This window comes from Arthrobacter oryzae (genome assembly GCF_030718995.1).
Taxonomy (GTDB): Bacteria; Actinomycetota; Actinomycetes; order Actinomycetales; family Micrococcaceae; genus Arthrobacter; species Arthrobacter oryzae_C.
This window is the reverse complement of sequence record NZ_CP132204.1, coordinates 2,838,926-2,864,997: the sequence shown is the minus strand read 5'-3', so window position 1 is coordinate 2,864,997 and position 26,072 is coordinate 2,838,926. Positions and strand designations below refer to the sequence as shown.

General features: G+C 62.9%; 22 protein-coding genes and 2 rRNA genes. 10 read left to right on the top strand and 14 right to left on the bottom strand.

The annotated features are described in order from the left end of the window. Positions 1–27: 27 nt before the first annotated feature. From Q8Z05_RS13195 to Q8Z05_RS13180, 4 genes are all read right to left on the bottom strand, one after another. Positions 28–3,153: ribosomal RNA gene (locus Q8Z05_RS13195) — 23S ribosomal RNA — on the bottom strand. 539 nt (positions 3,154–3,692) lie between these two features. Beyond that, a 16S ribosomal RNA gene (locus Q8Z05_RS13190) occupies positions 3,693–5,216 on the bottom strand. Together the 16S and 23S rRNA genes form the textbook arrangement of a ribosomal RNA operon. 559 nt (positions 5,217–5,775) lie before the next feature. Further along, entirely contained in the window at positions 5,776–6,207 is a 432-nt protein-coding gene (locus Q8Z05_RS13185) for a hypothetical protein (protein WP_305940084.1), read from the bottom strand. Positions 6,208–6,388: 181 nt separating this feature from the next. Then, on the bottom strand, positions 6,389–6,781 hold the full coding sequence (locus Q8Z05_RS13180) for a plasmid pRiA4b ORF-3 family protein (protein WP_305940083.1): 393 nt from the start codon (positions 6,779–6,781) through the stop codon (positions 6,389–6,391). 112 nt (positions 6,782–6,893) lie between these two features. Between Q8Z05_RS13180 and Q8Z05_RS13175 the strand changes: the two genes are divergently transcribed. From Q8Z05_RS13175 to Q8Z05_RS13165, 3 genes are all read left to right on the top strand, one after another. Beyond that, entirely contained in the window at positions 6,894–7,160 is a 267-nt protein-coding gene (locus tag Q8Z05_RS13175; RefSeq protein WP_305940082.1) for a type II toxin-antitoxin system Phd/YefM family antitoxin, read from the top strand. 8 nt (positions 7,161–7,168) lie between these two features. After that, on the top strand, positions 7,169–7,549 hold the full coding sequence (locus Q8Z05_RS13170; RefSeq protein WP_305940081.1) for a type II toxin-antitoxin system VapC family toxin: 381 nt from the start codon (positions 7,169–7,171) through the stop codon (positions 7,547–7,549). A gap of 279 nt (positions 7,550–7,828) precedes the next feature. Then, positions 7,829–9,073, top strand: coding sequence for a flavin-containing monooxygenase (locus Q8Z05_RS13165; RefSeq protein ID WP_305940080.1), 1,245 nt, complete (start codon positions 7,829–7,831; stop codon positions 9,071–9,073). Positions 9,074–9,124: 51 nt separating this feature from the next. Here Q8Z05_RS13165 and Q8Z05_RS13160 read toward each other — a convergent pair whose 3' ends face one another. The 5 genes from Q8Z05_RS13160 to Q8Z05_RS13140 form a co-directional block, all read right to left on the bottom strand. Further along, positions 9,125–9,889, bottom strand: a complete 765-nt coding sequence (locus Q8Z05_RS13160; protein ID WP_305940079.1) for a hypothetical protein — start codon at positions 9,887–9,889, stop codon at positions 9,125–9,127. A 2-nt stretch (positions 9,890–9,891) separates the two neighbouring features. Beyond that, positions 9,892–10,155 (bottom strand): hypothetical protein, encoded by a 264-nt coding sequence (locus tag Q8Z05_RS13155; protein ID WP_305940078.1) that lies wholly within the window; start codon positions 10,153–10,155, stop codon positions 9,892–9,894. Positions 10,156–10,293: 138 nt separating this feature from the next. Next, complete coding sequence (locus Q8Z05_RS13150) at positions 10,294–11,292, bottom strand: aldo/keto reductase family protein (protein WP_305940077.1); 999 nt, start codon at positions 11,290–11,292, stop codon at positions 10,294–10,296. A gap of 11 nt (positions 11,293–11,303) precedes the next feature. Next, a complete protein-coding gene (locus tag Q8Z05_RS13145) occupies positions 11,304–12,389 on the bottom strand; it encodes a LacI family DNA-binding transcriptional regulator (RefSeq protein WP_305940076.1) in 1,086 nt (361 codons plus the stop codon). 144 nt (positions 12,390–12,533) lie between these two features. Continuing rightward, positions 12,534–13,028 (bottom strand): hypothetical protein, encoded by a 495-nt coding sequence (locus tag Q8Z05_RS13140; protein WP_305940075.1) that lies wholly within the window; start codon positions 13,026–13,028, stop codon positions 12,534–12,536. Positions 13,029–13,311: 283 nt separating this feature from the next. On the opposite strand from Q8Z05_RS13140, the gene Q8Z05_RS13135 reads away from it, so the two are divergent. Then, positions 13,312–13,929: a Gfo/Idh/MocA family protein gene (locus Q8Z05_RS13135; RefSeq protein WP_305940074.1), complete on the top strand. Its 618-nt coding sequence runs from the start codon at positions 13,312–13,314 to the stop codon at positions 13,927–13,929. Between the two features lie 6 nt (positions 13,930–13,935). Here the strand turns inward: Q8Z05_RS13135 and Q8Z05_RS13130 are convergent, their stop codons facing one another. Next, the gene (locus Q8Z05_RS13130) at positions 13,936–15,567 is read right to left on the bottom strand and encodes an alkaline phosphatase D family protein (protein ID WP_305940073.1); all 1,632 of its coding nucleotides are present in this window, start codon (positions 15,565–15,567) and stop codon (positions 13,936–13,938) included. 101 nt (positions 15,568–15,668) lie between these two features. Here Q8Z05_RS13130 and Q8Z05_RS13125 point away from each other — a divergent pair, with 101 nt between their 5' ends. Continuing rightward, the gene (locus tag Q8Z05_RS13125; protein WP_305940072.1) at positions 15,669–15,974 is read left to right on the top strand and encodes a DUF1905 domain-containing protein; all 306 of its coding nucleotides are present in this window, start codon (positions 15,669–15,671) and stop codon (positions 15,972–15,974) included. 142 nt (positions 15,975–16,116) lie between these two features. Further along, positions 16,117–16,464: a DUF6176 family protein gene (locus Q8Z05_RS13120; RefSeq protein WP_305940071.1), complete on the top strand. Its 348-nt coding sequence runs from the start codon at positions 16,117–16,119 to the stop codon at positions 16,462–16,464. A 7-nt stretch (positions 16,465–16,471) separates the two neighbouring features. On the opposite strand, the gene Q8Z05_RS13115 is transcribed toward Q8Z05_RS13120, so the two are convergent. Continuing rightward, positions 16,472–16,621 (bottom strand): hypothetical protein, encoded by a 150-nt coding sequence (locus Q8Z05_RS13115; RefSeq protein WP_305940070.1) that lies wholly within the window; start codon positions 16,619–16,621, stop codon positions 16,472–16,474. 118 nt (positions 16,622–16,739) lie between these two features. Here Q8Z05_RS13115 and Q8Z05_RS13110 point away from each other — a divergent pair, with 118 nt between their 5' ends. From Q8Z05_RS13110 to Q8Z05_RS13100, 3 genes are all read left to right on the top strand, one after another. Then, positions 16,740–18,542: an SARP family transcriptional regulator gene (locus Q8Z05_RS13110; protein ID WP_305940069.1), complete on the top strand. Its 1,803-nt coding sequence runs from the start codon at positions 16,740–16,742 to the stop codon at positions 18,540–18,542. A 268-nt stretch (positions 18,543–18,810) separates the two neighbouring features. After that, positions 18,811–19,917: an IS110 family transposase gene (locus Q8Z05_RS13105; RefSeq protein ID WP_305940068.1), complete on the top strand. Its 1,107-nt coding sequence runs from the start codon at positions 18,811–18,813 to the stop codon at positions 19,915–19,917. Positions 19,918–20,633: 716 nt separating this feature from the next. Continuing rightward, positions 20,634–21,116, top strand: coding sequence for a hypothetical protein (locus Q8Z05_RS13100; protein ID WP_305940067.1), 483 nt, complete (start codon positions 20,634–20,636; stop codon positions 21,114–21,116). Positions 21,117–22,067: 951 nt separating this feature from the next. On the opposite strand, the gene Q8Z05_RS13095 is transcribed toward Q8Z05_RS13100, so the two are convergent. Both Q8Z05_RS13095 and Q8Z05_RS13090 read right to left on the bottom strand, forming a co-directional pair. After that, positions 22,068–22,271 carry a cold-shock protein gene (locus Q8Z05_RS13095; protein ID WP_003806113.1) on the bottom strand — a complete coding sequence of 68 codons (204 nt, stop codon included), beginning with the start codon at positions 22,269–22,271 and terminating at the stop codon, positions 22,068–22,070. A 148-nt stretch (positions 22,272–22,419) separates the two neighbouring features. Then, complete coding sequence (locus Q8Z05_RS13090) at positions 22,420–23,676, bottom strand: FHA domain-containing protein (RefSeq protein ID WP_305940066.1); 1,257 nt, start codon at positions 23,674–23,676, stop codon at positions 22,420–22,422. Between the two features lie 171 nt (positions 23,677–23,847). On the opposite strand from Q8Z05_RS13090, the gene Q8Z05_RS13085 reads away from it, so the two are divergent. Next, complete coding sequence (locus Q8Z05_RS13085) at positions 23,848–24,585, top strand: SRPBCC family protein (RefSeq protein ID WP_305940065.1); 738 nt, start codon at positions 23,848–23,850, stop codon at positions 24,583–24,585. On the opposite strand, the gene Q8Z05_RS13080 is transcribed toward Q8Z05_RS13085, so the two are convergent. Next, positions 24,582–25,859 (bottom strand): S8 family serine peptidase, encoded by a 1,278-nt coding sequence (locus Q8Z05_RS13080; RefSeq protein ID WP_305940064.1) that lies wholly within the window; start codon positions 25,857–25,859, stop codon positions 24,582–24,584. The two genes, Q8Z05_RS13085 and Q8Z05_RS13080, sit on opposite strands and share 4 nt — an antisense overlap. Positions 25,860–26,072: the final 213 nt, after the last annotated feature.

Below are 26,072 nucleotides of genomic sequence, written 5' to 3'. Positions count from 1 at the left end.
CTTTTGAACGGTTTGCGGGGGTGGTGTGTGGTGTAAGTTATCGGCCTATTAGTACCGGTCAGCTTCACGAGTCGTTAGTCCTCGCTTCCACATCCGGCCTATCAACCCAGTGGTCTGGCTGGGGGCCTCTCACACACAAGGTGTATGGAAATCTCATCTCGAAGCGAGCTTCCCGCTTAGATGCTTTCAGCGGTTATCCCATCCGAACGTAGCTAATCAGCGGTGCACTTGGCAGTACAACTGACACACCAGAGGTTCGTCCGTCCCGGTCCTCTCGTACTAAGGACAGCCCTTCTCAAATTTCCTGCGCGCGCAGCGGATAGGGACCGAACTGTCTCACGACGTTCTAAACCCAGCTCGCGTACCGCTTTAATGGGCGAACAGCCCAACCCTTGGGACCTACTCCAGCCCCAGGATGCGACGAGCCGACATCGAGGTGCCAAACCATGCCGTCGATATGGACTCTTGGGCAAGATCAGCCTGTTATCCCCGAGGTACCTTTTATCCGTTGAGCGACGGCCATTCCACAATGTACCGCCGGATCACTAGTCCCGACTTTCGTCCCTGCTCGAGATGTCTCTCTCACAGTCAAGCTCCCTTGTGCACTTACACTCGACACCTGATTGCCAACCAGGCTGAGGGAACCTTTGGGCGCCTCCGTTACTTTTTAGGAGGCAACCGCCCCAGTTAAACTACCCATCAGGCACTGTCCCTGACCCGGATTACGGGCCGAAGTTAGATGTCCAAAGTGACCAGAGTGGTATTTCAACGATGACTCCACCCGAACTGGCGTCCGGGCTTCAACGTCTCCCACCTATCCTACACAAGCCACTCCGAACACCAATACCAAACTATAGTAAAGGTCTCGGGGTCTTTCCGTCCTGCTGCGCGTAACGAGCATCTTTACTCGTACTGCAATTTCGCCGAGTTTATGGTTGAGACAGCGGGGAAGTCGTTACTCCATTCGTGCAGGTCGGAACTTACCCGACAAGGAATTTCGCTACCTTAGGATGGTTATAGTTACCACCGCCGTTTACTGGGGCTTAAATTCTCAGCTTCGCCTTGCGGCTAACCGGTCCTCTTAACCTTCCAGCACCGGGCAGGAGTCAGTCCGTATACATCGTCTTGCGACTTCGCACGGACCTGTGTTTTTAGTAAACAGTCGCTTCCCCCTGGTCTCTGCGGCCCCGATCCCCTCCCACCAGCAAGTGGTGTTCAAGGTTGGGGCCCCCCTTCTCCCGAAGTTACGGGGGCATTTTGCCGAGTTCCTTAACCATAATTCTCTCGATCGCCTTAGTATTCTCTACCTGATCACCTGTGTCGGTTTGGGGTACGGGCGGCTAAAACCTCGCGTCGATGCTTTTCTAGGCAGCATAGGATCACCGAATCCCCCCCTACGGGGGTCCCGTCAGGTCTCAGGCATCATGAACAGCGGATTTGCCTACCGTTCGCCCTACATCCTTGGACCGGGACAACCATCGCCCGGCTCGGCTACCTTCCTGCGTCACACCTGTTAATACGCTTACCTCCCAGGATCAGGTCCCGCGCTCCACCAAAACCCTCACACCACAAGGGTGATCGGGCAGGTCTCGGGCAGTTAGTATCCCCTGTTCAGCATGGGCGGTTTTTCGCCGGTACGGGAATATCAACCCGTTGTCCATCGACTACGCCTGTCGGCCTCGCCTTAGGTCCCGACTTACCCAGGGCAGATTAGCTTGACCCTGGAACCCTTGATCATTCGGCGGACGGGTTTCTCACCCGTCTTTCGCTACTCATGCCTGCATTCTCACTCGTGTAGGCTCCACCGCTGGTTTACACCGCGACTTCACTGCCCACACGACGCTCCCCTACCCATCCACACTCCTGAACCACAAAGGCTTGGATAAAATGTGAATGCCACAACTTCGGCGGTGTACTTGAGCCCCGCTACATTGTCGGCGCGGAATCACTTGACCAGTGAGCTATTACGCACTCTTTTAAGGATGGCTGCTTCTAAGCCAACCTCCTGGTTGTCTTCGCAACTCCACATCCTTTCCCACTTAGCACACGCTTAGGGGCCTTAGTTGGTGGTCTGGGCTGTTTCCCTCTCGACTATGAAGCTTATCCCCCACAGTCTCACTGCTGCGCTCTCACTTACCGGCATTCGGAGTTTGGCTGACGTCAGTAACCTTGTAGGGCCCATTAGCCATCCAGTAGCTCTACCTCCGGTAAGAAACACGCAACGCTGCACCTAAATGCATTTCGGGGAGAACCAGCTATCACGAAGTTTGATTGGCCTTTCACCCCTACCCACAGCTCATCCCCTCCATTTTCAACTGAAGTGGGTTCGGTCCTCCACGACGTCTTACCGTCGCTTCAACCTGGCCATGGGTAGATCACTTCGCTTCGGGTCTAGATCACGCCACTGCAACGCCCTATTCAGACTCGCTTTCGCTACGGCTGCCCCACACGGGTTAACCTCGCGACGTAACACTAACTCGCAGGCTCATTCTTCAAAAGGCACGCCGTCACCAGAATCAGACTGGCTCCGACGGATTGTAAGCACACGGTTTCAGGTACTGTTTCACTCCCCTCCCGGGGTACTTTTCACCTTTCCCTCACGGTACTGGTCCGCTATCGGTCATTAGGGAGTATTTAGGCTTATCAGGTGGTCCTGACAGATTCGCACGGGATTTCTCGGGCCCCGTGCTACTTGGGATACTCTCCAGGCGGTACACAACATTACGGTTACGGGGCTCACACCCTCTCTGGCCGGCCTTTCAAGACCGTTCACCTATGCCTGCACATCACACCTCACCAGTCCGGCAGAACTGATACGGAAAGTCCCACAACCCCGACCATGCAACGCCCGCCGGCTATCACACATGGAACGGTTTAGCCTGATCCGCGTTCGCTCGCCACTACTAACGGAATCACTATTGTTTTCTCTTCCTGCGGGTACTGAGATGTTTCACTTCCCCGCGTTCCCTCCACGCACCCTATGTGTTCAGATGCGGGTCACCAGGCAACTCGCGCCCCTGGCGGGGTTTCCCCATTCGGACACCCTGGGATCACAGTCCGGTTATCGACTCCCCCAGGCTTATCGCAGATTCCTACGTCCTTCTTCGGCTCCTAATGCCAAGGCATCCACCGTGTGCTCTTAAAAACTTGACCACAAAAGATCAAAAACGCTAATTTTCGAGAGAACCACGAAAACCACTGCACCATCCCGAAAGACAGCACAACAGATCCAGGTTCATATTCTTGGAAATTGCTTCTTATAAAAGATGCTCGCGTCCACTATGTAGTTCTCAAACAACAACCCCGTACCACACACCCCACACACCACCCCTCCCGAAGGAAGAACAAACCGTGTGATCGGTGCAGCCAGGAAACCAGAAACAAACAAAACCCACACCACCACGAACGCCTCCCCGAAAGGAAACCCCGCAATGCCATGGCCCTGTTGCCTCAGGACCCAACAGTGTGCCAAACACTAAACCACCCGCAACCCTCCCCGCACCGTTCCAGGACAACCCTCCACAAGTGAAGAACATCCGTACTGGGTGCCGGCAGGAAACCAGCGGCCGCTATTTGTTGATATTCCACCCGTGAGCACCCGCCGCAGAACTTGCGTCTGCGCAACGGGCAACTTCCTGACAACACCACCACACCCGCATACACGGGGTGAGGTTGCTGTAGGTGCTCCTTAGAAAGGAGGTGATCCAGCCGCACCTTCCGGTACGGCTACCTTGTTACGACTTAGTCCCAATCGCCAGTCCCACCTTCGACAGCTCCCTCCCACAAGGGGTTAGGCCACCGGCTTCGGGTGTTACCAACTTTCGTGACTTGACGGGCGGTGTGTACAAGGCCCGGGAACGTATTCACCGCAGCGTTGCTGATCTGCGATTACTAGCGACTCCGACTTCATGGGGTCGAGTTGCAGACCCCAATCCGAACTGAGACCGGCTTTTTGGGATTAGCTCCACCTCACAGTATCGCAACCCTTTGTACCGGCCATTGTAGCATGCGTGAAGCCCAAGACATAAGGGGCATGATGATTTGACGTCGTCCCCACCTTCCTCCGAGTTGACCCCGGCAGTCTCCCATGAGTCCCCGCCATTACGCGCTGGCAACATGGAACGAGGGTTGCGCTCGTTGCGGGACTTAACCCAACATCTCACGACACGAGCTGACGACAACCATGCACCACCTGTGAACCGGCCCCAAAGGGGAAGGACTGTTTCCAGCCCGGTCCGGCCCATGTCAAGCCTTGGTAAGGTTCTTCGCGTTGCATCGAATTAATCCGCATGCTCCGCCGCTTGTGCGGGCCCCCGTCAATTCCTTTGAGTTTTAGCCTTGCGGCCGTACTCCCCAGGCGGGGCACTTAATGCGTTAGCTACGGCGCGGAAAACGTGGAATGTCCCCCACACCTAGTGCCCAACGTTTACGGCATGGACTACCAGGGTATCTAATCCTGTTCGCTCCCCATGCTTTCGCTCCTCAGCGTCAGTTAATGCCCAGAGACCTGCCTTCGCCATCGGTGTTCCTCCTGATATCTGCGCATTTCACCGCTACACCAGGAATTCCAGTCTCCCCTACATCACTCTAGTCTGCCCGTACCCACCGCAGATCCGGAGTTGAGCCCCGGACTTTCACGGCAGACGCGACAAACCGCCTACGAGCTCTTTACGCCCAATAATTCCGGATAACGCTTGCGCCCTACGTATTACCGCGGCTGCTGGCACGTAGTTAGCCGGCGCTTCTTCTGCAGGTACCGTCACTTTCGCTTCTTCCCTACTGAAAGAGGTTTACAACCCGAAGGCCGTCATCCCTCACGCGGCGTCGCTGCATCAGGCTTTCGCCCATTGTGCAATATTCCCCACTGCTGCCTCCCGTAGGAGTCTGGGCCGTGTCTCAGTCCCAGTGTGGCCGGTCACCCTCTCAGGCCGGCTACCCGTCGTCGCCTTGGTGAGCCATTACCTCACCAACAAGCTGATAGGCCGCGAGTCCATCCAAAACCACAAAAAGCTTTCCACCCCCCACCATGCGATGAGGAGTCATATCCGGTATTAGACCCAGTTTCCCAGGCTTATCCCAGAGTTAAGGGCAGGTTACTCACGTGTTACTCACCCGTTCGCCACTAATCCCCCAGCAAGCTGGGATCATCGTTCGACTTGCATGTGTTAAGCACGCCGCCAGCGTTCATCCTGAGCCAGGATCAAACTCTCCGTTGAAGTAAAACAGACACAACCAGGAACCACGGGAAAACGCGGAACCAGGCTGCACAAAATTTGAAACCAGCTGTAAAAACCAGACCCATCCACGGGGTGGACAAACCTGGCCAAAACAACCAATCAATAAAACAATTGGTATCAACAAACTTGGCACACTATTGAGTTCTCAAACAACAGACACACCCGGCACCACCACAACCAACATCCAGCCAGTCGCAGCTCGCTCCGGAGCAACTTCCCAAACTTACCCGATCCCGGACCGCTTTGCAAACCGGCGTTACCGCCAACCACAAGCACCACAGGAAGGGCCCCCGCCCGGTTTCCGCACGCCATAAAGGCGCCGTTTTTCAGGCCATTCAGAAGGGGGTCGGTCGCAATCTTTCCGCATCAGCGGCGGCGACTCGAATTACTTTACACGCCCACAGCACCACACACAAATCCACCCCCCACACCAAAGAAAAGCCCAAAAACCCCGGAATGGCGGCGAATTTGGCCAAACCAGCCGCCCCACACGGCCAGACGGCCGGCGTCGGACTTTTATGGAGTGGGTCACACCCGGTTACCTGTCCCCCAGCAGCGCCTGTACCTGGAGAAGGAACTTCAGGCCGCCGTCGCTCAGGTCCTGCTCGGCGAGCAGGAAGCGCCGGCCGGGGATCGTCAACTGGAGGCAGTCCAGGGACTGGCGCACCGTCCGGTCGATTTCCCACACCCACTCTTCAGGGATGGGGTCGCCGGATCGCGTCGCGAAGCCGGAAGCCTCGAGTGCACTGATGATGACCTGGTCGCGGACCGAGTAGGCCGGCGCAAACCCCTGGACCCGCCAGTGCGCCGGAAGCCGGGTCATAAGCTTCACAGCCTGGTGCTTCGGTGCTCCGATCGTCTTCACCATGTAGTCCCAGAGGGCGTCCCGATTCTCCAGCCCGAGCGTTCGCCGGACCATCGCCGGCCTCAGGTAGCCGTCCTTTGTCAGTTCCAGCCCCTTCCCAGCCAAGTTTTCCAGGAACCACATGATGGGCCGGAGAACCGCGTCCCGCCCGGCCGGGTTGACGGGCAGCGGCCATAGCTGCAGGCTGAGCCTGCCGAGCTTCCGGTTGACGGCGTCGACGTCGAAGGCTCCGACGTCGAACGCCCCGGCGCGTTGACCGGTAATCTCCGAATACCAGGTGGCGGCCTCATGAAACTCCGGGTGTTTCTGATTCGCGGCACGGCCCGGACCCTACAAGCTCCACTGTGTGCGTCCAGGAGTCGCCCAAGTCGTATTCGTACTCAAATGGAGTCGGTCCTGTCTCCCGCGCATCCATCAGTTCAAAGAGCACGACGCCGGAGGCCGGCTCCGCGTCAACGTCGCCAGCCGCTTCGTCCGGGCCAACAATCACGCGCGGTTCGCCGTTACGGTCGCGGCACCGGATGCCGTACAGGTGGCGGTTCTGCCACCCGAAGGCGCACTGGACGGCCTCGTGGAACTGCGGCACGGTGATTGTTTCCGGGAGGATGAGCCGCCGCCAAATCTCCGGCTCGGTGTCGGCGGTGCTGATGCGCAGGTCAAAGGCAGGGACGTTCTGCATAGAGGCGATCATTCCAGACGGACATGCGAGCTCTGGGACGAGTTACGAAATCACCGCCGCCGGGCCCTTCCTCCGCCGACAAGCCGTTGCTACGATTGCTACGGAGGCTCACATGACAACCATCCCGCACCGCGAACTGCGCAACCAGAGCAGCAGGATCCTGGAGCGCGTGAAAAACGGGGAAATTATTGACGTGACCAATAACGGGGAGATCGCAGCCACCCTGATCCCGCCGTCGGCCTCCCCCTTCGAGCGGCTCCTTTTGGCGGGCCAAGTCAAGCCGGCTTCCACCGCCGTCGTAGATTTTCGAGCCCTGCCACGTGTAGCTTCAACGAACAGCACGGCGGAAATCCTGGCCGACCTTCGCGGGGACCGTTGATCATCTACGTGGACACGTCGGCAGTCCTGAAGCTGGTGATCGAGGAGATGGACTCCTCCTCCGCGGCAGAGTATCTCTCCACGGCCGCCGGACGGGGCGACCAGCTTGTGGCTTCCATGCTCCTCTACACTGAGCTTCATTGCGCGGCGCACCGGCGCCGGCTCCAGGGCGAGCTCGTCAATTCCGTGTTGGGCGCAATCAATCTGCTGGACGTGGCCCGCTCGGACCTCATGTACGCGGCCGCGCTGCCCGGACGGCTGCGCAGCGCAGATGCCATTCATCTGGCGGCGGCAATCCGGCTCCAGGCCGACGTCCTGGTTGCCTATGACGCTGAACTGCTTGCGGCCGCTGTGGACGCCGGTCTCAATATCCTGTCCCCGGGTCCCTGAACGTCGGCCCGCATCATGACGCAGTACCCCGAGCCGCCCACGGGCCCGGCTGCAAAGGCAGAGAGTGCCGGACGCTGAGCCGCCCGGACACCTCCAGCATTGTTGCAGACTCAAGCGGCAAACTCGTTCTCCATCGCTGTACCGGCGGAAAAATGACGTACGACGCCGGACGGCCGCTCACGCTGCCGGCAGCACGGACGCTTGCCAGGCCTCCGCCAGCCCCCTTCGTCGCGCACCTACGCCCCTTGAAACCTGCCCGGCCGGGCGTATCGTTTTTGCATGGGACCGTTGGTGAACACCCTTATTGTCGGAGCCGGGCAGGCGGGCCTGGCGGCCAGTTACTGGCTGGGCCGGGCCGGCGTCGAACATCTGTTATTGGAACGGCGTGCCGCCTTGGGCGGCGCCTGGCAGGACCGCTGGGACGCGTTCTGCCTGAACACACCGAATTTTTCACTGACGTTGCCGGGCATGCCATATGACGGTCCGGCACCCGAAGCTTTTATGCCACGGGATGAGCTGATCGGATATGTCCGGCACTATGCGGAGTTCATCGGCGCCCCGGTGCGGACCGGAACGGACGTTACGCGCATCGCGCCAGCGGACGGCGGCTTCGACGTGGAAACCACCGGGGGCAGGTGGCGCGCCCGCAACGTGGTGCTGGCCACCGGCGGCTACCAGGAACCGAAAATCCCGGCGTTGTCCGCGCATCTTCCGGGCCACATCCTGCAGCTCCACACCAACGATTACCGCAAGCCGGAACAGCTGCCGGACGGCGCGGTGCTGATTGTGGGAAGCGGCCAGTCGGGCGGCCAGATCGCCGAGGAGCTGCTCGCCGCAGGCCGGGAAATCCACCTGGCGGTGTCTACCTGCCCGGAGGCGCCGCGCCGGTACCGCGGGCAGGACATCATCTTCTGGATGATGCACCTTGCCCAGTACGGCCCCGATTACGGACTGAACGGCCTCACCGTGGGGCAGTTGCCCTCCCCCGCGGCGAGGTTCATGTGCAACCCGCTGGTGTCCGGGGCCGGCGGCGGGCACGACCTTCACCTGCGCGAACTCGGCCGCCGGGGTGTCCGGCTGCACGGCCATCTGGAAACAGCGGCCGACGACGGCGAACTCACCTTCAGCGACGACCTTCCGGAGCGCCTGGGCGTTGTTGAGCGAACGTTCTACCAGCGGATGCAGCCGATGTTCGACAGCTACATCGCGGCCACAGGGATGTCGGCACCGGCATCGGATAGGCCCCGCCAGGACGACTGGCTGCCGTCGGAACCGGCGCGGCTGAACCTCGGGGCCGCAAACATCACGTCGGTCATCTGGGCCACCGGCTACCGGCTGGACTTCGGCATATTAGACATCCCGGTGCTGGACGAGTGGAACTACCCGCGGCACCACCGGGGCGTCACCGAGCACCCGGGCCTGTATGCCGTCGGGCTGCCGTGGCTGACCGGCCACGGCTCGTCAATCGTGGCAGGAGTCGGACGCGACGCCGAGTACATCGCGGAGCATATCGCCGCCCGCTGATGCGGCCGGCTGCTGATGCGTCCTGCTGCCGCCGGCTTACGCTGCCGGAAGCTACTCCGTGCGGAACCCGTCGAAGTCCGCCGGAGCGGCCAGTCCGGCCGAGCTGAACCATTCCGTGGCCCATGCCTGGACCGAAGGCAGCGCGAGTTGCTCGGCCACGAGTTCCGGCGGCCCGTCGAACACAGACTTTCCCTCCTCCAGATACTCACCGGTGCCGCTCCCGGCGAGCAGCTCGAAAAGTGCCGGCTGGTCCACAAAGGGGAGCTTCCCGCCGTCGCCATCGGTCAGCACGCCCCAGCGTGAGGTGAACAGCGAAAAGTCACCCGGACGCTCGGCGTCCTGGACGGCTCCTTCGAGCGCAAGCGGGCAGGCGCCGCCGTCGAGCTCTATCCGCCGGTAGTTGGGTTCTGTGTGGTCCAGGGCCAGCAGCTGGAGTTCGTCCAGCCACGAAACCCACACCGTGGTGCGCTCCCCCGGCCGGGGATACGGGGCGGCGGCGATGTAGCCGGCACTGCTCACGTGCGCGGAGTGGCCGACCGCGATGTTGCTGAGCTGTCCGCGGACCAGCGGCAGGACCGGGCTGACGGGCTGGTGGTAGGCGGCGAACTTCCGCCGCATCACGTGGGTGCTGGCATTTGAGCCGATGGAGACCACCAGGGAGCGGGACTCCAGCGGTGCCGCGTTGGCTGCCGCGAGCGCTTCGTCCAGGCCGGCCAGTTCAAGGGGCTGGAAACCGCTGGCGTCCATGACGCCCGAGGCTGCGGGCGGATCCCACGGATAGAGCAGCGGATCGGGCCGGCTGGCGGGCTCCGTCAAGGTCAGTCACCCATGCCGGGATGGACCGGCACAAAGTCGATTTTGTTGCCGGCGCCGGTTTTCTTGGGCGACCGCGAGAAGCCCTTCGCGTCCAGGTTGTTCTGCGCGCGGAATTCGGCCAGGGCGTCGTCGTAGGCCTTGTTGAGCCTGCCGCCGGAGAGCTCTTCCGTGGTGCCGTCGGCAAAAGTGACGGCGATCCGGACTTTTTCCGGGAAGTGCCGGCTCATCCGGATGAAGCCGTCGGCGTCCTGCTGGAGAGTGATCAAGGTGTGGTCCGCTTTCGTGGGTGGTGTGACTTCCAGTGTCCCGCACTTTGGCGTGCCGTGGGGGCGGGCCCGGAGCGAAAGAGTCCGACGGCGGCACGGACGGTCCCGGCCGAGGGAATGACTTTCGCGGCAGCGCTCCTAGACCCGCTGGGGGAAGGACTCCACCTTGGCAGGATCGCGCTCCACGACGTCACCCAAGGTGCCGTCGATCAGTTCGAGCGTCTCGCTATCAAGGACCAACTCGGCAGCGTTGACCGTGTCTACGAGCTGTTCGGGCCGGCTGGCGCCGACGATCGCCGCGGAGACGTTGGGGTTTGCCAGGACCCAGGCCACGGCCAGGGTTGCCAGGGGGACGTCCAGACCGGCGGCGATAGGCTGAAGCTTATCGACGGCCTCCAGGACCTCCGGCTTCATGAACCTGTGCTCAGTCTTCAGCGTCCCGTCACCATCACTGAAGCGTGACGATGACGGCACGGCCCGGCCGCCGTCGTACTTTCCACTAAGCACACCCTGGGCCAGCGGTGACCAGCACACCTGGGTGATCCCGAGCTCTTCGCAGGCCGGCACTACTTCCGCTTCGATGACGCGCCACAGCATGTTGTATTGCGGCTGGCTTGAAACGAGCTGGATACCCAGCTCGGCTGCCAGGGCGGCACCGGCGCGGATTTCCTTTACTTTCCATTCGGATACGCCAATATAGTGGGCTTTGCCGGCCCTCACGATGTCCGCGAAGGCGCCCATCGTTTCTTCCAGCGGGGTTTCGTAGTCGTAGCGGTGCGCCTGGTAGACATCCACGTAGTCCATCTGGAGACGGCGCAGGGACCCGTTGATGGATTCCATCACGTGCTTGCGGGACAGCCCGCGGTCGTTCATGCCGGGGCCGGTGGGGAAGTACGCCTTGGTCATCACCTCGATGCCCTCCCGGCGGACGCCTTTGAGGGCTTCGCCGAGCATCGTTTCAGCTTTAGTGCCCGCGTAGGCATCAGCCGTGTCGAAGGTGGTGATGCCCAGGTCCAGGGCCCTTTGCACGCATGCGGTGGCAACGTCCTGGTCCACGGTTTCGCCGTGGGTGGCCCAGTTTCCCAGGGCAATGGCACTTACGTACATGCCGCTGTTGCCGAGTTTGCGATATTGCATGAAGTTTCCTTTCAGAGGTGACCGGAGTGACCGGCAGAATCCCGGGAGTCCGGGCCGACAGGTGTGGTGCGCAGGGCACGGGGTGGTGCGGTACTCTCGCGGACAACAAGCCTGGCGGGCCGGCTAATGGCCTTGGGCACGCTGCTGTCCAAGGCGTCCAAGGCGTCCAAGAGGATCCCGGCGACGTCCCGGCCCTGTTCGGCCACCGCGTGGTCCATGGTTGTCAGGCCCACCACGTCGCACAGTTCGTGGTTGTCAAAGCCCAGCACGGAGAAGTCCCGGGGAACGTCCAAGCCTGCCTGACGGAGAACCTTGAGGACACCGAAGGCCATCTCGTCGGAGGCTACGAATGCTGCGGTGGGCGCATGTTCCGCGACGAGCAGCCGGGACATGGCAGCCGCGCCACCCGCGACGCTGTTTTCATCGAGTTCTTCAAGGACGTCGCCCCCGGCCAGTCCGGCCTCGCCCAGGGCATCCCGGTAGCCCATGAGCCGTTGAAGAGGCGGCACGCCGCCCAAGTTACTACCGTCCTCAGCGCGGATACCGATGAACGCTACCCGCTGGTGACCGAGGTTCAACAAGTGCCTCACAGCAGCCCGCCCGGCCCCACGGTTGTCCACGTTCACGGATCCGACACCCGGTGACTCGGCTCCGAGCAAAGCGACCCTCTGCCCCTGCGAAGCGAGCGATTCCAGTTCCTCCCGGCTCGGCTGCAGGGCCATGATGATCACCCCGTCCGTGCGGCCGTGCAGATGGACGCTGCCAAAGAACCTCTGCCGCTGTTCGGCCGTGGCCAGCTCATAAAGGAGCACATCGAATCCGGCTTGCCGCAGCCTTTGCGTTGCCTCACCGATGACTTTTCCGAAAAACCACTTGGCCAGCACCGGCACCACGATGCCTACGGTCATGGTCCTCCCCGTTGCAAGGCGGGAGGCAGCAGGGGATGCCGCGTAGCCTAACGCATCGGCGGCATCCTGCACGCGCTTGCGGGTGGCTGCCGAAACGCCGGGAATGGACCGCAGCGCTCGGGATACCGTGGAAACCGAAACTCCTGCTTGCTCCGCAACCGCTTCAACACTGACCAACATGCTGTCCATGCTAGACATCCTTGCGTTCAATTTGCAAGCGCTTGCATAACGGTGGACTGCTTGGGTTAAACAACCCAAGGCCCGGTTGGGGGAACCGGGCCTTGGGCATTTCAGGGGCGGGCCCGTCAGGACCCGCCCCCCGGGTAAAGGGCGTCAGTTCGACATTGAAGTGACGCCGCTGTGGTACCAGCCGGTGTACGGCGACCAGACGCCGTTGCTGCCTTCCTGGAAGCGGACCTTCTGGTAGACCTCCTCGTTGCCGATCTCGCCGTCCACCAGGGTTCGGACGTTGGAAATGGTCACGACTCCGCTGTACTGGTTCAGGTGGCGGCTGAAGTACGAGGTGCCCAGGTGGTCGTCACCGTTGGGCCAGTCGTCTTCCTCCCACCGCTCCTGCGTGATGTTGATGTAGCGGTCAGTGTTGCAGTACACCCGGATCCGGTAGTCCACCAGTTTTTGGCCCGACGAGTTGTGGCCGGCGAACACCGGGGATAGCGGGGTCACCGAGCAGGCGTAGCTGGTACCGGCCGCCTGCGCCGGGGCGGCCAGCGCGAACGGCGCCGCCACCGCCCCGAGCCCGATGGCGGTCAGCAGGGCCACCTTGCGGCGAACGGTGTGCGGCTTCTTGGTGGTTGATGAGTGGGACATGGCAGTGCTCCTGAGGGGACATGATGCGGTGTGGGTGGGGTGCGTTGCCCGGCGACTCCGGGCTGTGGATTGAGCCTTCGGATTCAGGCTCCGGGTCCGCCGGGATTCCCCGCGCGTTCCGATGTATCCATAGTGGCTCAGGGCACCCCGCCCGCACTTCCGTGCTAGCACGGTTTCTACTCGCCGGTACGTTAACCGCGCATGGCAGGGAGTCCACAACCCTCCCAGATTCAGCTTTGGCGGGCGGATCTTCCACGCACGGTTCATCACGGCCGCGGACGGGGTGGAACTCGCGGGCATCGTCACCCGCTCCCCCGTCCGCCGCGCGGAGGCTGTGGAAGAATACCCGGACGTCCCGCTCTACGATTCCCTCACCGACCTGCTGGCGGCCGGCGTGGATGCGGTGGTCATCACCACGCCGCCGGAGACGCGCCGCGAGCTCGTCCTGGAAGCCACCAAGGCCGGCGTCCACGTCGTGGCGGACAAGCCTTTCGCCCCGGATGCGGAGGTGGGGCGCGAACTGGTGAAGGCAGCCGCGGACGCCGGCGTGATCCTCAACGTCTTCCACAACCGCCGCTGGGACACGGACATCCGGACCCTTCGCTCCGTGCTGGAGTCCGGCGCCGTAGGCCAGGTGGCGCGCTTTGAGTCCCGCTTCGACCTTGACCAGCCGGACACCCTCGAGGCCCTGGTCGCACGGGAATTGCGTCTGCTCGGCTCCGAGGGAAGCTACGTCTCGCAGCAGGGCGCGTACCACCGGTACTACGAGCCGTTCGCGCTGGCCGTCGCTGGCAAGGGACCCGAGCCGGTCCCCGGCGCCGAAGCTGTCCACACGCTCGAGGTCCTGGACGCCGCCCGGCTCAGCGACGCCGAGCGGCGGTCCGTGGACCTCGAGGGCTGAGCGCCGCTACCGCACCGGCTGCAGCTCCTTGCTCCAGAGCACGGCGCCGTTGGCGTTGCGGAGGCTGACGGTGAAGACGTCGTCCTCGTTCAGGTCCACGTGGCCGAAGAACTGGTTCTCGCCCGTGCGCGGTGACTGGTTGGCGTAGGCGCCCGTCTTGTAGAACACCCGCTCGGGGCCGAAGGTGCCGTCCAGTTCGCCGGGGCCGAAGCTCCCGGCGTTGATGGGGCCGGCTACAAATTCCCAGAAGGGGTCGAAATCGGTGAAGCCTGCGCGCTCGGGTGAGTAGTGGTGGGCGGCGCAGTAGTGGACGTCGGCGGTGAGCCAGACCACGTTTTTAACCCGGTTGCGCTTGAACGCGGACAGCACGCCGGCGATCTCGAGTTCCTTGCCCAACGGGGCCCCGGGGTCGCGGTTGGCGAGGGATTCCTGGTTGACGGGGCCGTCGGGGACGATCAGTCCGAGCGGAAGGTCGGCGGAGATGACCTTCCAGGTGGCCTTGGACTTGCTGACTTCACGGATGAGCCAGTCCGTTTGCTCCTGGCCCAGGATGTGGGTGAGCTGGGTTTCCTTGCCGTCGGTATTGGCGTCCTTGAAGGTGCGCATGTCCAAGCAGAAGATGTCCAGCTGGGGTCCGCGGGAGATTTTGCGGTAGATGCGGGCGGGCTCGAAGCCGGTGCTGCCGTCGCCGATCCGGGTGCTGAGGCCGGAGATCGGCTGGTATTCCTGCCAGGCCTGGCGGCCGCGGGCGGCGAGGACGTCCACGCGGCGTTCGGTGTAACGGGAGTCGGTGAGGATCTCGCCGGGATACCAGTTGTTGGTGGTTTCGTGGTCGTCCCACTGGGCGATCACCGGAACCTCGGCATACATGGCGCGGACGTTGCTGTCCATGAGGTTGTAGCGGTGCCGGCCGCGGTATTCATTGAGGGTTTCCGCCACCTTGGACACTTCCTCGGTGACCAGGTTTCGCCAGATCTGCCCGTCCCGCTCGGTGACCTGCGCGGCGATGGGACCGTCGGCATAGATGGTGTCGCCGGAGTGGATGAAGAAGTCCGGTTTGGTGGCGTGCATAGCCGCGTAGCCGCGCATGCCGCCGATCTCCTCGTTGATTCCCCAGCCCTGGCCGGCGGTGTCGCCGGTCCAGACGAAGCTTTGTTTGCGGGGCGCGCGGCCGCTGCTGATGAGTCCGGTGCCGGGCGCAGTGCTGAAGGAGCCCTGCGCGGTTTCGCCCGCGTTGCCGTCGGCGTCCTCGAAGTGCAGGGAGAGCGCGAAGCGGGTGCCGGACGGGAGGTGCTCGGCGTTGATCCGTGAGGTGAAGTCGGTGGCTTCGCTGGCGGCGCTCCCCCGCAGCACGCGCTGGAACGCGCGGCCGCCGCTGAGCGGGGCGCCGTCCTCGTCCACGGCGAGCAGGTTGGCCACCAGCCGGCCGGGTCCCGACGCTCGGGACCACAGCACGCCGGAACCGGAGGTCACATCGCCGGTGGCGATGCCGGACGGGAGGGTGAGGCGGTTGCGGACCAGCGCGACGCCGGCCGGGCTGGTGGCCTGGGCGGTTGCGGCAGCGGCGGGTACGACGGCGGCGGCACCGGCAGCGGCCAGCGCACCTTTGAGGACATTTCGGCGGGTGAAAGCAGTCATGCTGCTTATGGTTTCCGGTGTGCGTGAACCGGGGGTGGCTGGGGTGTGAACCGGCCGTTGATCGCGGCTGTCTGGATGCCGGCCGGTGCCATACTCAAAGCGTGACGACGACGTATTCGTTCCGCGGCGAGCTGTGGCACTATCCGGAGGAAGCCGGGTGGCACTTCATCACGCTGCCGCAGGACCTGGCGGACCAGATCGGGGACGAGGCCGCGCCCTTCCGCAAGGGCTTCGGCTCGGTGAAGGTGACTGCTTCCATCGCCGGAAACAGCTGGTCAACGTCGATCTTCCCGGACAGCAAGAGCGGCTCCTACCTGCTGCCGGTCAAGAAGGCCATCAGAACTGCGGCCGGCATCCGCGACGGGGATGACGTGGACGTGGAGCTGGTGCTGGAGCTCGAGGGCTGATTTCGCTCCCGCCCGGACTCAAGCGGATCACTTGCGCGAGGCCCTATACCGCGTCTTTCCGCAGGACTATCATGCAGGTGCACGGCTGCCGTTGGACACCGCGCCGCAACAATGCTGGAGCAACTGCGTGGAAGGACCTGTCATGGAAAGCTTAAGCTGGTTCGCGCCGATTCTGCCCGGGAAGCTGGATGAGTGGAAGTCGCTCATCGAGGAGATTCAAGGCCCCCGTCAGGAGGAATTCCGCCGCTCCCGCGAGCGGATGGGAGTAACCCGTGAGGTCCTCAGCCACGCGCAGACGCCGCAAGGGGATTTCATCGCAGTCTTCCACGAAGCCGACGATCTTAACCGGGCCTTCCAGTCCGTCGCGACCTCCGACCATCCCTTTGACGAGTGGTTCCGGGCAAAGATCATGGAAATTCACGGCATCAGCGCCGAGATGCTGCAGGGGCCTCTTCCTGCGACCGTCATCTTTGACTACAAGGCCGGCTGAGCGTCAGCTACGCGTACGGAGCGCTGGGAAGGTTGCCTGCCGTCCACGGCGCGGTGGACCGGACGTGGGGCGTGTGGCCGCGGCCGTCGGTCAGGAGGGCGCGGACGGTGACGCTGAGAACCCAGAGTCCGAGTAGCAGGATGCCGAGCAATTCCATGGTGTTGCACCTCTTGTGAGTGTGTGCGGATGGGGTGATTTCAGTGTGTCCGGGCGGCGTGTGAGCAAGCGTGTGAACCCCGCAGACGCCGGAGGGCGCCCGGCGTACCATGAGCCGTATGGCCGAGAATTGGATCCGGCTCCTCGGTCCGCCGCGGATCGAGTCTCTTGGCGCGACTCCCCCGCAACCCAGGGGCCGCAAGGCCTGGGCGGTGCTGGCCTACCTCGCGCTGCAGGCCGACGGGACCGGCCGCTCCCGCACGGCGTCGCTGCTTTTCCCAGATGCCGAGGATCCCCTCGGTGCCCTACGCTGGAACCTGTCCGAGCTGCGCCGGACGCTCGACGGCGTGACGGTTGCCGGTGATCCGCTGCGGCTGACGCTTCAGCCGCCGTGGCGTTGCGATGCCCTGGAAGTGGTGGACTCGGCCGGCGGCCCGGGCGTTGACCCTCGACGCTTCACCGGCCAGTTGCTGGAGGGGTTGTCTTTCGCCGATTCGCCCGTCTTTGATTCGTGGCTGGCGGACCAGCGTTACCGCCTGGACAACGTGGTCCAGTCACTGCTCTACGAAGCCGCTCTGGCCGCCCTCGCATCGGGCAGTCCCGGGGAGGCTGCGGAGCTGGCCGCGCTGGCGCTGCGCCGGGATCCGTTCCACGCGGACTGCAACGCCGTCCTGGTCAAGGCGTTCGTGGCTCTCGGCGAGCACCGCCGGGCCCGCGAGCACGTCACCAAATGCGGAAACCTCTACCGCGAGGAGCTCGGGCTGCCGCTGCCGACCGAAGTCCGCCGGGCCTTATCCGCTGCCGCTCCCGAAACGGACCCAGGGATGCCGGCCACCGTGGCGACGGTGCGGTCCTATCTCGCTGCCGGGGGCGCGTCGCTCTGGGCGGGCGCCGTGGACCGGGGGCTGGACCAGTTGCGGCTCGCGGTGGTGCTGGCCCAGCGCACCGGCGACGCCCATTTGATCGCCGAGGCCCTCGTGACGCTCTCCGGCGCGCTGATCCACCAGGCGGGCGGCCGCGGCGCCGAGGTGGCGGACTTCCTGCACCGGGCGCTGCAGGCGGAAGGGCCCGACGGCGCCTCCCGGACTGCCGGTGCGGCGTACCGGGAGCTGGGGTACTTGTCCGTGCAGCGCGGTGTCCCGGACCGGGCGGCCGGATGGCTGGACCGGGCGATGGCCGCGGCTGAGGGATTCCCCGACGAACAGGCGAGAGTCCTGGCTATTCAGGGCATGCTGGCCTCGGATACGGCACGGTACGGGGATGCCGTGACGGCGCTGACCGAGTCCGGCCGGTTGGCCAAAGCGATCCGGAACCGCCGGCAGCAGGCGTTCAGCGAGGCGCTTCTCGGCCGGGTGCACCTGCTCCGGGGTGAGCTGGACCTGGCGGCTGCTTCCCTGGACCGCGCGCTGGTCTGCATTGCGGAGGAACACTGGACGGCGTTCGAGCCGTTCGTGGACGGGATCCGCGGCGAGACCTATCTGGCTGCCGGAAAGCTGGAGGAAGCCGCAGCCATGATCGACCGCTCCTGGGTGATGGCCGAGCTGGCCGGCGACCACTGTTACATGGCGTTGGCGGCGGGTGCTGAAGCGCGGCTGTTCCTGACTCATGGCGATCTCGCGGCGGCCGAACACTGGATAGAGCGGGGGCTGGAACCCAAGCCCTGGTACCTCTGGTATTCGGCCCGGCTGCTGGACACGGCGGCGGAGGTGGCCATCGCCATGAAGTCGCCGCGGGCTACCGAGTTCGTGGAGCGGCTGGCCGAGCTGGCAAGCCGGAGCGGAATGCGGGAGTTCACGGTGCGGGCGCAGTCCCACCGCGCCGTGCTCGGGGATGAGGCCGCCGCGCAGGCGGTGCCCTGGCTGACGAAGGAGATCGGGAACCCTGCGCTGGATGCGTTCCTGGCGGAGCGGGGGCAGGTCTAGGCGATATGTGTGAGGGGGCGGTGGCCCGGGCAGGGTTCTGGTCCTTCTGATCGTCCATTGTTGCCGGGGCGGATTCCGGACCGCGGGCTTTGGGGTGTGACTGGTTCCGGGTGTCCGCGGTCCGGCAACCTTGGCCCCCGGCGTGAATGGCCTCCGTCAGAAGGACCAGGAAGTGATGGGCTGGAACCTTCTCTTCAATCTCGCGTGGGTTGTCCCCAGACTTAATCCATTGGGGCAGAGCCACATTTGAAGTTTGGAGGTTCCAGCTATGCACGAGCGTACTCACGTCGGCCTGGATGTCCACGCCCTGTCGGTTGTTGCGTGCGCGATCGATGGGCAGACGGGTGAGATTCTCCGCGGCCGGCTGACGCCGGACCATGATGAGATTCTCGCCTGGATCCAGGGCCTGTCTGGGCCGTGCCGGGTAGTTTACGAGGCAGGTCCGACAGGTTTCATGCTGGCCCGGTTCCTGCGGAGGGCCGGTGTTGACTGTGTGGTCGCGGCACCGTCCAAGCTTCAACGCCCGCCCGGGGACAGGGTGAAAACCGACCGGAATGACGCCCTGCACCTGGCCCGGCTGTTGAAACTGGATGAGATCACCGAGGTCGCCGTCCCGGATCCCGGGCAGGAAGCGGCCAGGGATCTGGTCCGGGCCAGGGAAGATACCCGCGGGGACCTGATGCGGGCCCGGCACCGGGTCTCGAAACTGTTGCTGCGCCAGGGCATTCATTACCGCGGCGGGGATACCTGGACCCGGGCCCACATGTCCTGGCTCTACCGGCAACGCTTCGACTCCCCGGCCCTGCAACTTGCTTACGACCTTGCCCTCGAGACCATCACCGAGACCTTGGCCCGCCGCGACCGCCTGGACGCAGCCATCACGAAAATCGCCTACGACAGCGAATACACCCCCGTGGTGAGGTCGCTCGAATGCCTGCGCGGGATCTCGACCCTGACCGCGTTCGGGCTGGCCGTGGAGATCGGGGACTGGAACCGCTTCACCGGCCGCACGATCGGCGCTTACCTTGGCCTGGTGCCTTCGGAAAGTTCCTCAGGCCAGCACCGCTCCCAAGGCGGCATCACCAAAACCGGGAATACCCATGCCCGCCGGCTCCTGATCGAAGCCGCCTGGCACCACCGCAGACCCTACACACACCCATCCGTTTTGATGCGCTCCCGCTGGGAAGCAGCAACCCCCGCAGCACGGGCCCGCGGACAAGCCGGCAACCGCCGCCTGCATGATCGCTGGCTCGTCTACCTGGAACACCGGAAACGACCCGTCGTCGCGAACGTCGCCATTGCCCGGGAACTGGCAGGCTGGTGCTGGTCCCTGGCCAGCGAAGCACAAACCACCGCCGCACAGCCGCGGCCCTGAAAAACTCCGGGATGTCTGGCCCCGGTGCCTCGCAGCGCGTGGAGTGAACTCGCGTCAAGCCTATGGGCAGCTCCCAACAGCCACGCCCGACTCTAGAGAAGCGATATGCTCCAGCCGAACACCTTCGCCCTGCGGTAACCAACCCGCGCATATTAGTCTGACCACGCTGTCGCCAACGACACGCTGAGCACCCCCAGACACCCCGGCCACAACGACGCGGACCACCGACAACCAGTCACGGCCCCACATCGAAGAGGCAACCCCCAGGACCACACAACCCGGGACGGCCTCTCCCTGCCCCCTTGACAGAACCGCTCACATATTAGGCTTCTCGAGCGCGAATGGCGGGCACCATAGATAAATTTTTGCAATTAGGTTACGTCATTGTGTTGTTAAATGAGTAGACCAATGAGCGTAGATATCACGGTGAGCAATTAGTAAAGAGCGAAAATAAGTTCGATTATAAAATCGCAGAAGTAACTTCCCCGCGGTGCTACAAGGCGCTAATATCCTGCATCTAAGCATCATTCAAAGACGTTGATGCTGAGAGTCGACACTTACTTTCGGGTAAGGCTAATGAGCTAATTTTACTGGGGTGACTCATTCGCGCTGTTCTCGCGTGAGAACACGCACTCATTGATCGTCCGGCCGACAATGTGCGCAGTAACTGAGTCGAACGAAATGCGCACTTCCCAACTCATTGGAGGAAATTCCCCATGAAGAAAATTCTTGCCTTGCCGCTGCTGCTCGTAGCCCTCATTGCCGGTTCAGGGACGGTGTATGCGGCGACGCCCACGCCCGTCGATGAGGGCGGCCTCTTGCCAGAAGGGATCTTTTGCAACTTCGACGTTTCGTACACGCTGACCGGCAAGACGAAGACGATCACGAACGGGAACGTGAAAACGGTAACGTCACCGGGTCAAAAGATAACGCTGACCAATGAAGATACAGACGAATCTGTCAGTTACGTCATTACCGGCGTTCGCCGGGAAGTCGTCGTGGACGCAACGCCGCGCGACATCATCGAGACCGTTGTTACCGGCAGAAACGTCGTAGTCAACAACCCGGATTCAGACCTACAAGGCATCTACGTGCTGGTCGGCGAATTCAACTACGCGATCTACGCGGACAACTTCGAAGAAAAGAGGGTGTTCAGCGGAGCGGGCCGAGTAATCGATGTCTGTGCTGCGCTGAGCTGAGCTGATCCCCTCCGCTCGGGATGGCGTTCAACCGCCATGCACGGGCGGTGGCACACCCGGGTTAAGCAAAAGCAGGGCCTGCCAAATGAACTGCTCCCCGAAAGTTGGACTGAAAATTCAGTTCTGACTTTCGGGGAGCAGTTTCATGTTTAAGGGCAGTTCGTTGATTGAGGACCAGCGCATGGCGGCGGACTGTCCGATAAAGCTTGAAGATATTGAGTTCTGTTCGAGGTCGTTCCCGCCTTGTAGTCCTTCTTTCAACGAATGCAAGCCTGCTCGCCGACAGAACCGCGTGGTTGTTATGAGCATAAGTAGTCAATACAGGTGGGGGCGCCTTGGATACTCTGGACGTTATGGGAACTGATGAGGTGAGCACGACGTGCAAATAACCCCCAAGAATCTCTACTGGCGCATGGTAGATAGGCGGGCCAGGAAGCTGGCGCCACTTTGGGAGTCCAGGATCGGCCTTACTGCGCTACGACTGAACGCCGAGAGTTGGGTACGGTTCTTTTGTGGATGGCTGGTAGCGGCAGTCGGCGGTACGGTGAACGTTCTGACGATTTGGTCTGGCGCGCCGGGCATCGTAACCGTCCCCATGACGCTCGTACTGACCGTTGCGTCTGGGTCCCTTATCTTCTCTGCAGTACCGGTAACCAAACGGCATATGAAGGCCACTACGGAGCATCTCGGTCTCCCAGAAAAGCCCGAAATTACCAATAAGGCGATGCAGTCACCGGCCAACTTCGATATATGGCTCCTTGAAACACGGGAATACCATCAGCTAATGAACGACGAAAAGTAGTCAGCAACGACAGAAGCCCCCGTCCCAAATCGGACGGGGGCTTCTTCGAAGGCAGGAGCCGTGGCACACCCGGGTTAAACAAAAAGCAGGGCCTGCCAAACGGCAGGCCCTGCTCTATGAAACCTAAACGGTCCCGGGTATCTAGGAAATTAGATAGCCTGGATGTTTACGGCCTGGGGACCCTTGGGGCCCTGCTCGGTTTCGAAGGAGACCTTCTGGTTCTCTTCGAGGGAGCGGAAACCGGAGGAGTTGATCGCAGAGTAGTGTGCGAAAACGTCCTGTGAGGAGTCATCGGGGGAAATGAAGCCGAAGCCCTTTTCAGCGTTAAACCATTTGACGGTACCAGTAGCCATTATTTTTGTCCTTCGTGAAGGTGGAGGAAAAGTCCCGACTTTCGGGTCCTCCGGTGTGGGGTGTTCAAAACCGCTACTTCAGAAGAACGAGGACTTTCGACCCCGCGTACTGCCTGAACTACCAACTGCATAAACACAACAACAGGAACTACTCTACACGGGTTTCGGCAATCGGCACCACCAGGGGCATCAGCGGGATGTCCGGGACGGTGATGGAGCGCGGCCCGTCGAACCCCTGCAGGAAGACGGTGATGAAGCTGAGGGACACCGTGCCGCCTGTGTCCGGCACCTGACTCTCGAAGTTGATGGTCCCCTTGCGCTGCCCCCCGGGCGGTATCTCAGGCTGCCAGCTGCTCCGGAAGGCATCGGCGTCGAAGGTGGTGCCATCCGGGCCGGTGAGGATGGCGTTGTGGAACAGCGGCAGCGACATGGAATTGCTGGTCCCGTTCCTGACATGGATCTCCACGCGGGTGAAGTGGGCGGTGCTCTGCACTCCGAGGACGGTCACCGTGACGCCCTGCGCTTCCGTCACCACCTGGCGGGCCAGCCGCTGGGTGCCTTCCTCGTTCCCGGAGAAATAGCCGACGGCGTAACTCGCCCCTGCGGCCACCAGCCAGCCGCCGCCGCCAAGGAGGAGCAGCGTCGCGATCAGCGTCACCACGATGGGGCGGGAACGTGGTGCAGCGTCTTCCGGGCGCCCGGGCCGAAGCGGGCGTGGCGGCCGTGACGGTTGTCCCTGGCTGGAGGGGTGGTACCGACGCTCCGGCCGCTTGGGTGGCTTCGCGCCCTTGTCCTTCAAGTAGCTCAGCGTCTCCCCGCCCAGGGCCACTGCCAGGCCCATCGCGGGAGTGACGAACCACGTCCAGGTGGGCGTCAGCTCGGTCAGGAACGCAGTCAGGCTGTTGCCGATGAGGCCCACCACGTTGATCGCCGCTGCGAACAGGAGTGCAGCCCCGAGGCCCTTCTTCGGGGCAGCTGCCGGGGCCCGCTGCTGCGAATCGTGGCCGCCGGCCGCGTGCGGCGGGCCGTTGCCGCCGTCGTACGCCCCTTCAACAAAACGGAGCTGCACCTGCCCGAACTGGACCTCGTCGCCGTCGGTGAGTTCGGTGGGCGCCGTGATCGGGTGGCCGTTGACCCAGGTGCCGTTGCGCGAGTTCTGGTCCTCGACGACGGTCCGGCCATCCAGAGAGGTCAGCACGGCGTGGCGGCGGCTCACTCCGGACACCGGCAGGCGCAGCCGCGAGCCTTCGCCGCTGCCGATGGTGGTGGTGCCGTGCGGAATGCGGATCCGGCTTCCCGCAGCCTCCCCGTTGACCACCACAAACTCGTCCCGCAACCCCGATGCATCCACGACTTCCCCGACCAGCCAGGAGGGCGCCGCCCCCGAAAGGAGAAACACCGCCACCCGCGTTAGCGGACGGCATACAGCAAGTCTCCTCGGGGCGGGTGGGCCTGACAAGCATGGGAACCCAGTGCTGCGGAGGCGGGTGTACGGGGACTTTAGGCACTTCCCCGGCTGCAGGATCGCGTGGAGGGTGTTGGTATGGCGGCTGCTACCACGAGGCAGGTGAACAGGATGGTAAACCGCACAAGGCTACTGGTTCTGGGCGCAACACTGTCCGTCAAGATCGCCGCGTATCTGGTGTGGCGTCCGGCGATGCTGCGGTGGGGAACACAGGGTGACGAAGCCGATGAACCTCTGCCGGGTGATGACCACGTGCCTCGTCCGACGTTCCAAAGCACCCGGGCGATCACCATTGACGTGCCGCCGGAGCGAGTATGGCCCTGGATCGTCCAAATGGGGATCTACCGTGCCGGGTTCTATACCCACGACCTGGTGGAACGGGCGATGTTCCGCGCCCGGTACGTTGAAGGAAAGCACTCCGCGACGCGCATTCACCCGGAGCTGCAGGACCTCAAGGTCGGCGACCAGGTGCCCTACGGCGGCGGCGTCTATGCGACCGTGTCGGAGATCGAGCCCAACCGCCATCTCGTCGCGGGAGAGGCGTTCGTGCTGCGTCCTCTCCCGGGGAACCGCACCCGCTTAATCGTTCGATCCCGAGGGATGGGATACATCAGTGCCGCGGCCCAGGGTGCTGCGGCCGATGCCCCGCTGTTCACCAAGGCCGTGGCGTTCGCCCTTCAGCGGGTGCCCGGCGCCATGCTGCTGGCTCGCGGCATCGACTTTCTGATCGGCGACCCGCTGCACCACTACATGGAAGTCGGCATGCTGCGCGGCATCAAGCAACGTGCGGAAGGGACGTACGACGGCGGCCAGGCCGCCGTCGTGGAGGGCCGGCCGACCACAAGCTAAGGGACGGTGCAACCTACCGCAGCGCAGGCGTTCACGCGGCCGAACGCCCAGTTGGTGCCCGTCCCGGGGATTTTGTCGGCAGTCGATTCAACCCTTTCCCGGACGGATGCGTTGGTAGGGTCTGTCTGCGATCTCCAGACAAGGGCTGCAGTGGCAGCAACGACGGGCGACGCCATTGAGGTGCCGCTGGCAACGTCGTAACCCTTGGAGCGGCCGTTCTGCGTGCCCAGGACGAAGGTGTGGTTCGGGAAGGTCGAATAGACGTTGACGCCGGGCGCAGCAACATCCACCCACTTTCCGTACGTCGAGAAGGAAGCTTTGGTGTCGGTGTTGTCGGTCGCGGCCACGGAAATAACGTTGGGATAGGCGCCCGGATAGATCTTGGCCTGGGTACCGGCGTTGCCGGCGGCGGCCACTATCACCACACCTTGATTCCAGGCGTTGTTCACGGCGGTCTCGAGGGTGCGTGAAGAGACGCGCTGTCCGAGGCTCAAGTTGATCACCTTGGCACCATTGGCCACCGCCCAGTCAATGCCCTTGGCAATGGCTGAGCTGGCACCGGACCCGTTGTCGTTGAGCACTTTGGCATCCAGGATGGTGCAGTCCGGGCACACACCGGCGACACCTTTGGTGTTGTGGACGGCGGCAACGATGCCGGCAACGTGGGTGCCGTGGCCGTATTTGTCGTAGTCCTCGGGTTTAGCGATTTTGGTGTCACTGAAGTTGGTCCGTGCAACGACCCTCTGCGAGATGTCCTCGTGGTCGATTGCCACACCCGAATCGACGATGGCAACCCGCGTGCCCGCTTCTCCGGTGACGGTCCACGCTTCGACGGCGTCCACATCAGCGTCCGCTTTGCCCTCGCCGACAGTCATCGTGTTGAGGGTGTTGGTGAAGGACTGGCCGTCGTTTTGGAGGGCGTACTGGCGGTCGAAGTAAAGGTCATCGGTTGCGGCGGTCACGAGCTCGTCCGGCTCGGCGTACTCAACCGCCGGATTCCGGCTCAACGCTTCGATGAGCTTGAGTTCACTACCGGCCGGCACTTTGACGAGTTGAGCTCCGGTGCTGCCGATTCCCGCACCCTCCTTGAGCCCATGCTGGCGCAACAGGCCGGCTGCCGCGGCGTTGTCCCGGAACTTCACCATGATTTGTCCCGCAACAGGTGATGATTCGGAGGCTGCCTTGCCCGGGGCTGCGTTGCCCGGGGCTGCCCCGGCAATTCCGCCGAGGCCCATGATTACGGCTGCAAAACCGGCTACGAAGATCTTTTTCATTCCGTCATCTTGCGGCAGAATCCGCCCACTGGATAGTGCTTTTTGGCAATTCCCGTTTTGTTAATTCCAATCGGGCCGTTTCCGGCTCGACCCGGTGCCGGGGCCCGTCGAGATAATTCCGTCGGGACAATAGTGCGGCGGAACTAAGCCGCGTGCCATTGTCCGGTATGAGGGCAGGCGATATCATGCTGCTCTGGGTGAGGTCCTGGTCTT

Excerpts from the sequence above, each read along its gene's own strand:
- Q8Z05_RS13180 (WP_305940083.1), bottom strand. The coding sequence starts at position 6,781 with ATGCAGAACGTCCCTGCCTTTGACCTGCGCATCAGCACCGCCGACACC.
- Q8Z05_RS13175 (WP_305940082.1), top strand. The coding sequence starts at position 6,894 with ATGACAACCATCCCGCACCGCGAACTGCGCAACCAGAGCAGCAGGATC.
- Q8Z05_RS13165 (WP_305940080.1), top strand. The coding sequence starts at position 7,829 with ATGGGACCGTTGGTGAACACCCTTATTGTCGGAGCCGGGCAGGCGGGC.
- Q8Z05_RS13150 (WP_305940077.1), bottom strand. The coding sequence starts at position 11,292 with ATGCAATATCGCAAACTCGGCAACAGCGGCATGTACGTAAGTGCCATT.
- Q8Z05_RS13145 (WP_305940076.1), bottom strand. The coding sequence starts at position 12,389 with ATGGACAGCATGTTGGTCAGTGTTGAAGCGGTTGCGGAGCAAGCAGGA.
- Q8Z05_RS13140 (WP_305940075.1), bottom strand. The coding sequence starts at position 13,028 with ATGTCCCACTCATCAACCACCAAGAAGCCGCACACCGTTCGCCGCAAG.
- Q8Z05_RS13130 (WP_305940073.1), bottom strand. The coding sequence starts at position 15,567 with ATGACTGCTTTCACCCGCCGAAATGTCCTCAAAGGTGCGCTGGCCGCT.
- Q8Z05_RS13120 (WP_305940071.1), top strand. The coding sequence starts at position 16,117 with ATGGAAAGCTTAAGCTGGTTCGCGCCGATTCTGCCCGGGAAGCTGGAT.
- Q8Z05_RS13115 (WP_305940070.1), bottom strand. The coding sequence starts at position 16,621 with ATGGAATTGCTCGGCATCCTGCTACTCGGACTCTGGGTTCTCAGCGTC.
- Q8Z05_RS13110 (WP_305940069.1), top strand. The coding sequence starts at position 16,740 with ATGGCCGAGAATTGGATCCGGCTCCTCGGTCCGCCGCGGATCGAGTCT.
- Q8Z05_RS13105 (WP_305940068.1), top strand. The coding sequence starts at position 18,811 with ATGCACGAGCGTACTCACGTCGGCCTGGATGTCCACGCCCTGTCGGTT.
- Q8Z05_RS13100 (WP_305940067.1), top strand. The coding sequence starts at position 20,634 with ATGAAGAAAATTCTTGCCTTGCCGCTGCTGCTCGTAGCCCTCATTGCC.
- Q8Z05_RS13095 (WP_003806113.1), bottom strand. The coding sequence starts at position 22,271 with ATGGCTACTGGTACCGTCAAATGGTTTAACGCTGAAAAGGGCTTCGGC.
- Q8Z05_RS13085 (WP_305940065.1), top strand. The coding sequence starts at position 23,848 with ATGGTAAACCGCACAAGGCTACTGGTTCTGGGCGCAACACTGTCCGTC.
- Q8Z05_RS13080 (WP_305940064.1), bottom strand. The coding sequence starts at position 25,859 with ATGAAAAAGATCTTCGTAGCCGGTTTTGCAGCCGTAATCATGGGCCTC.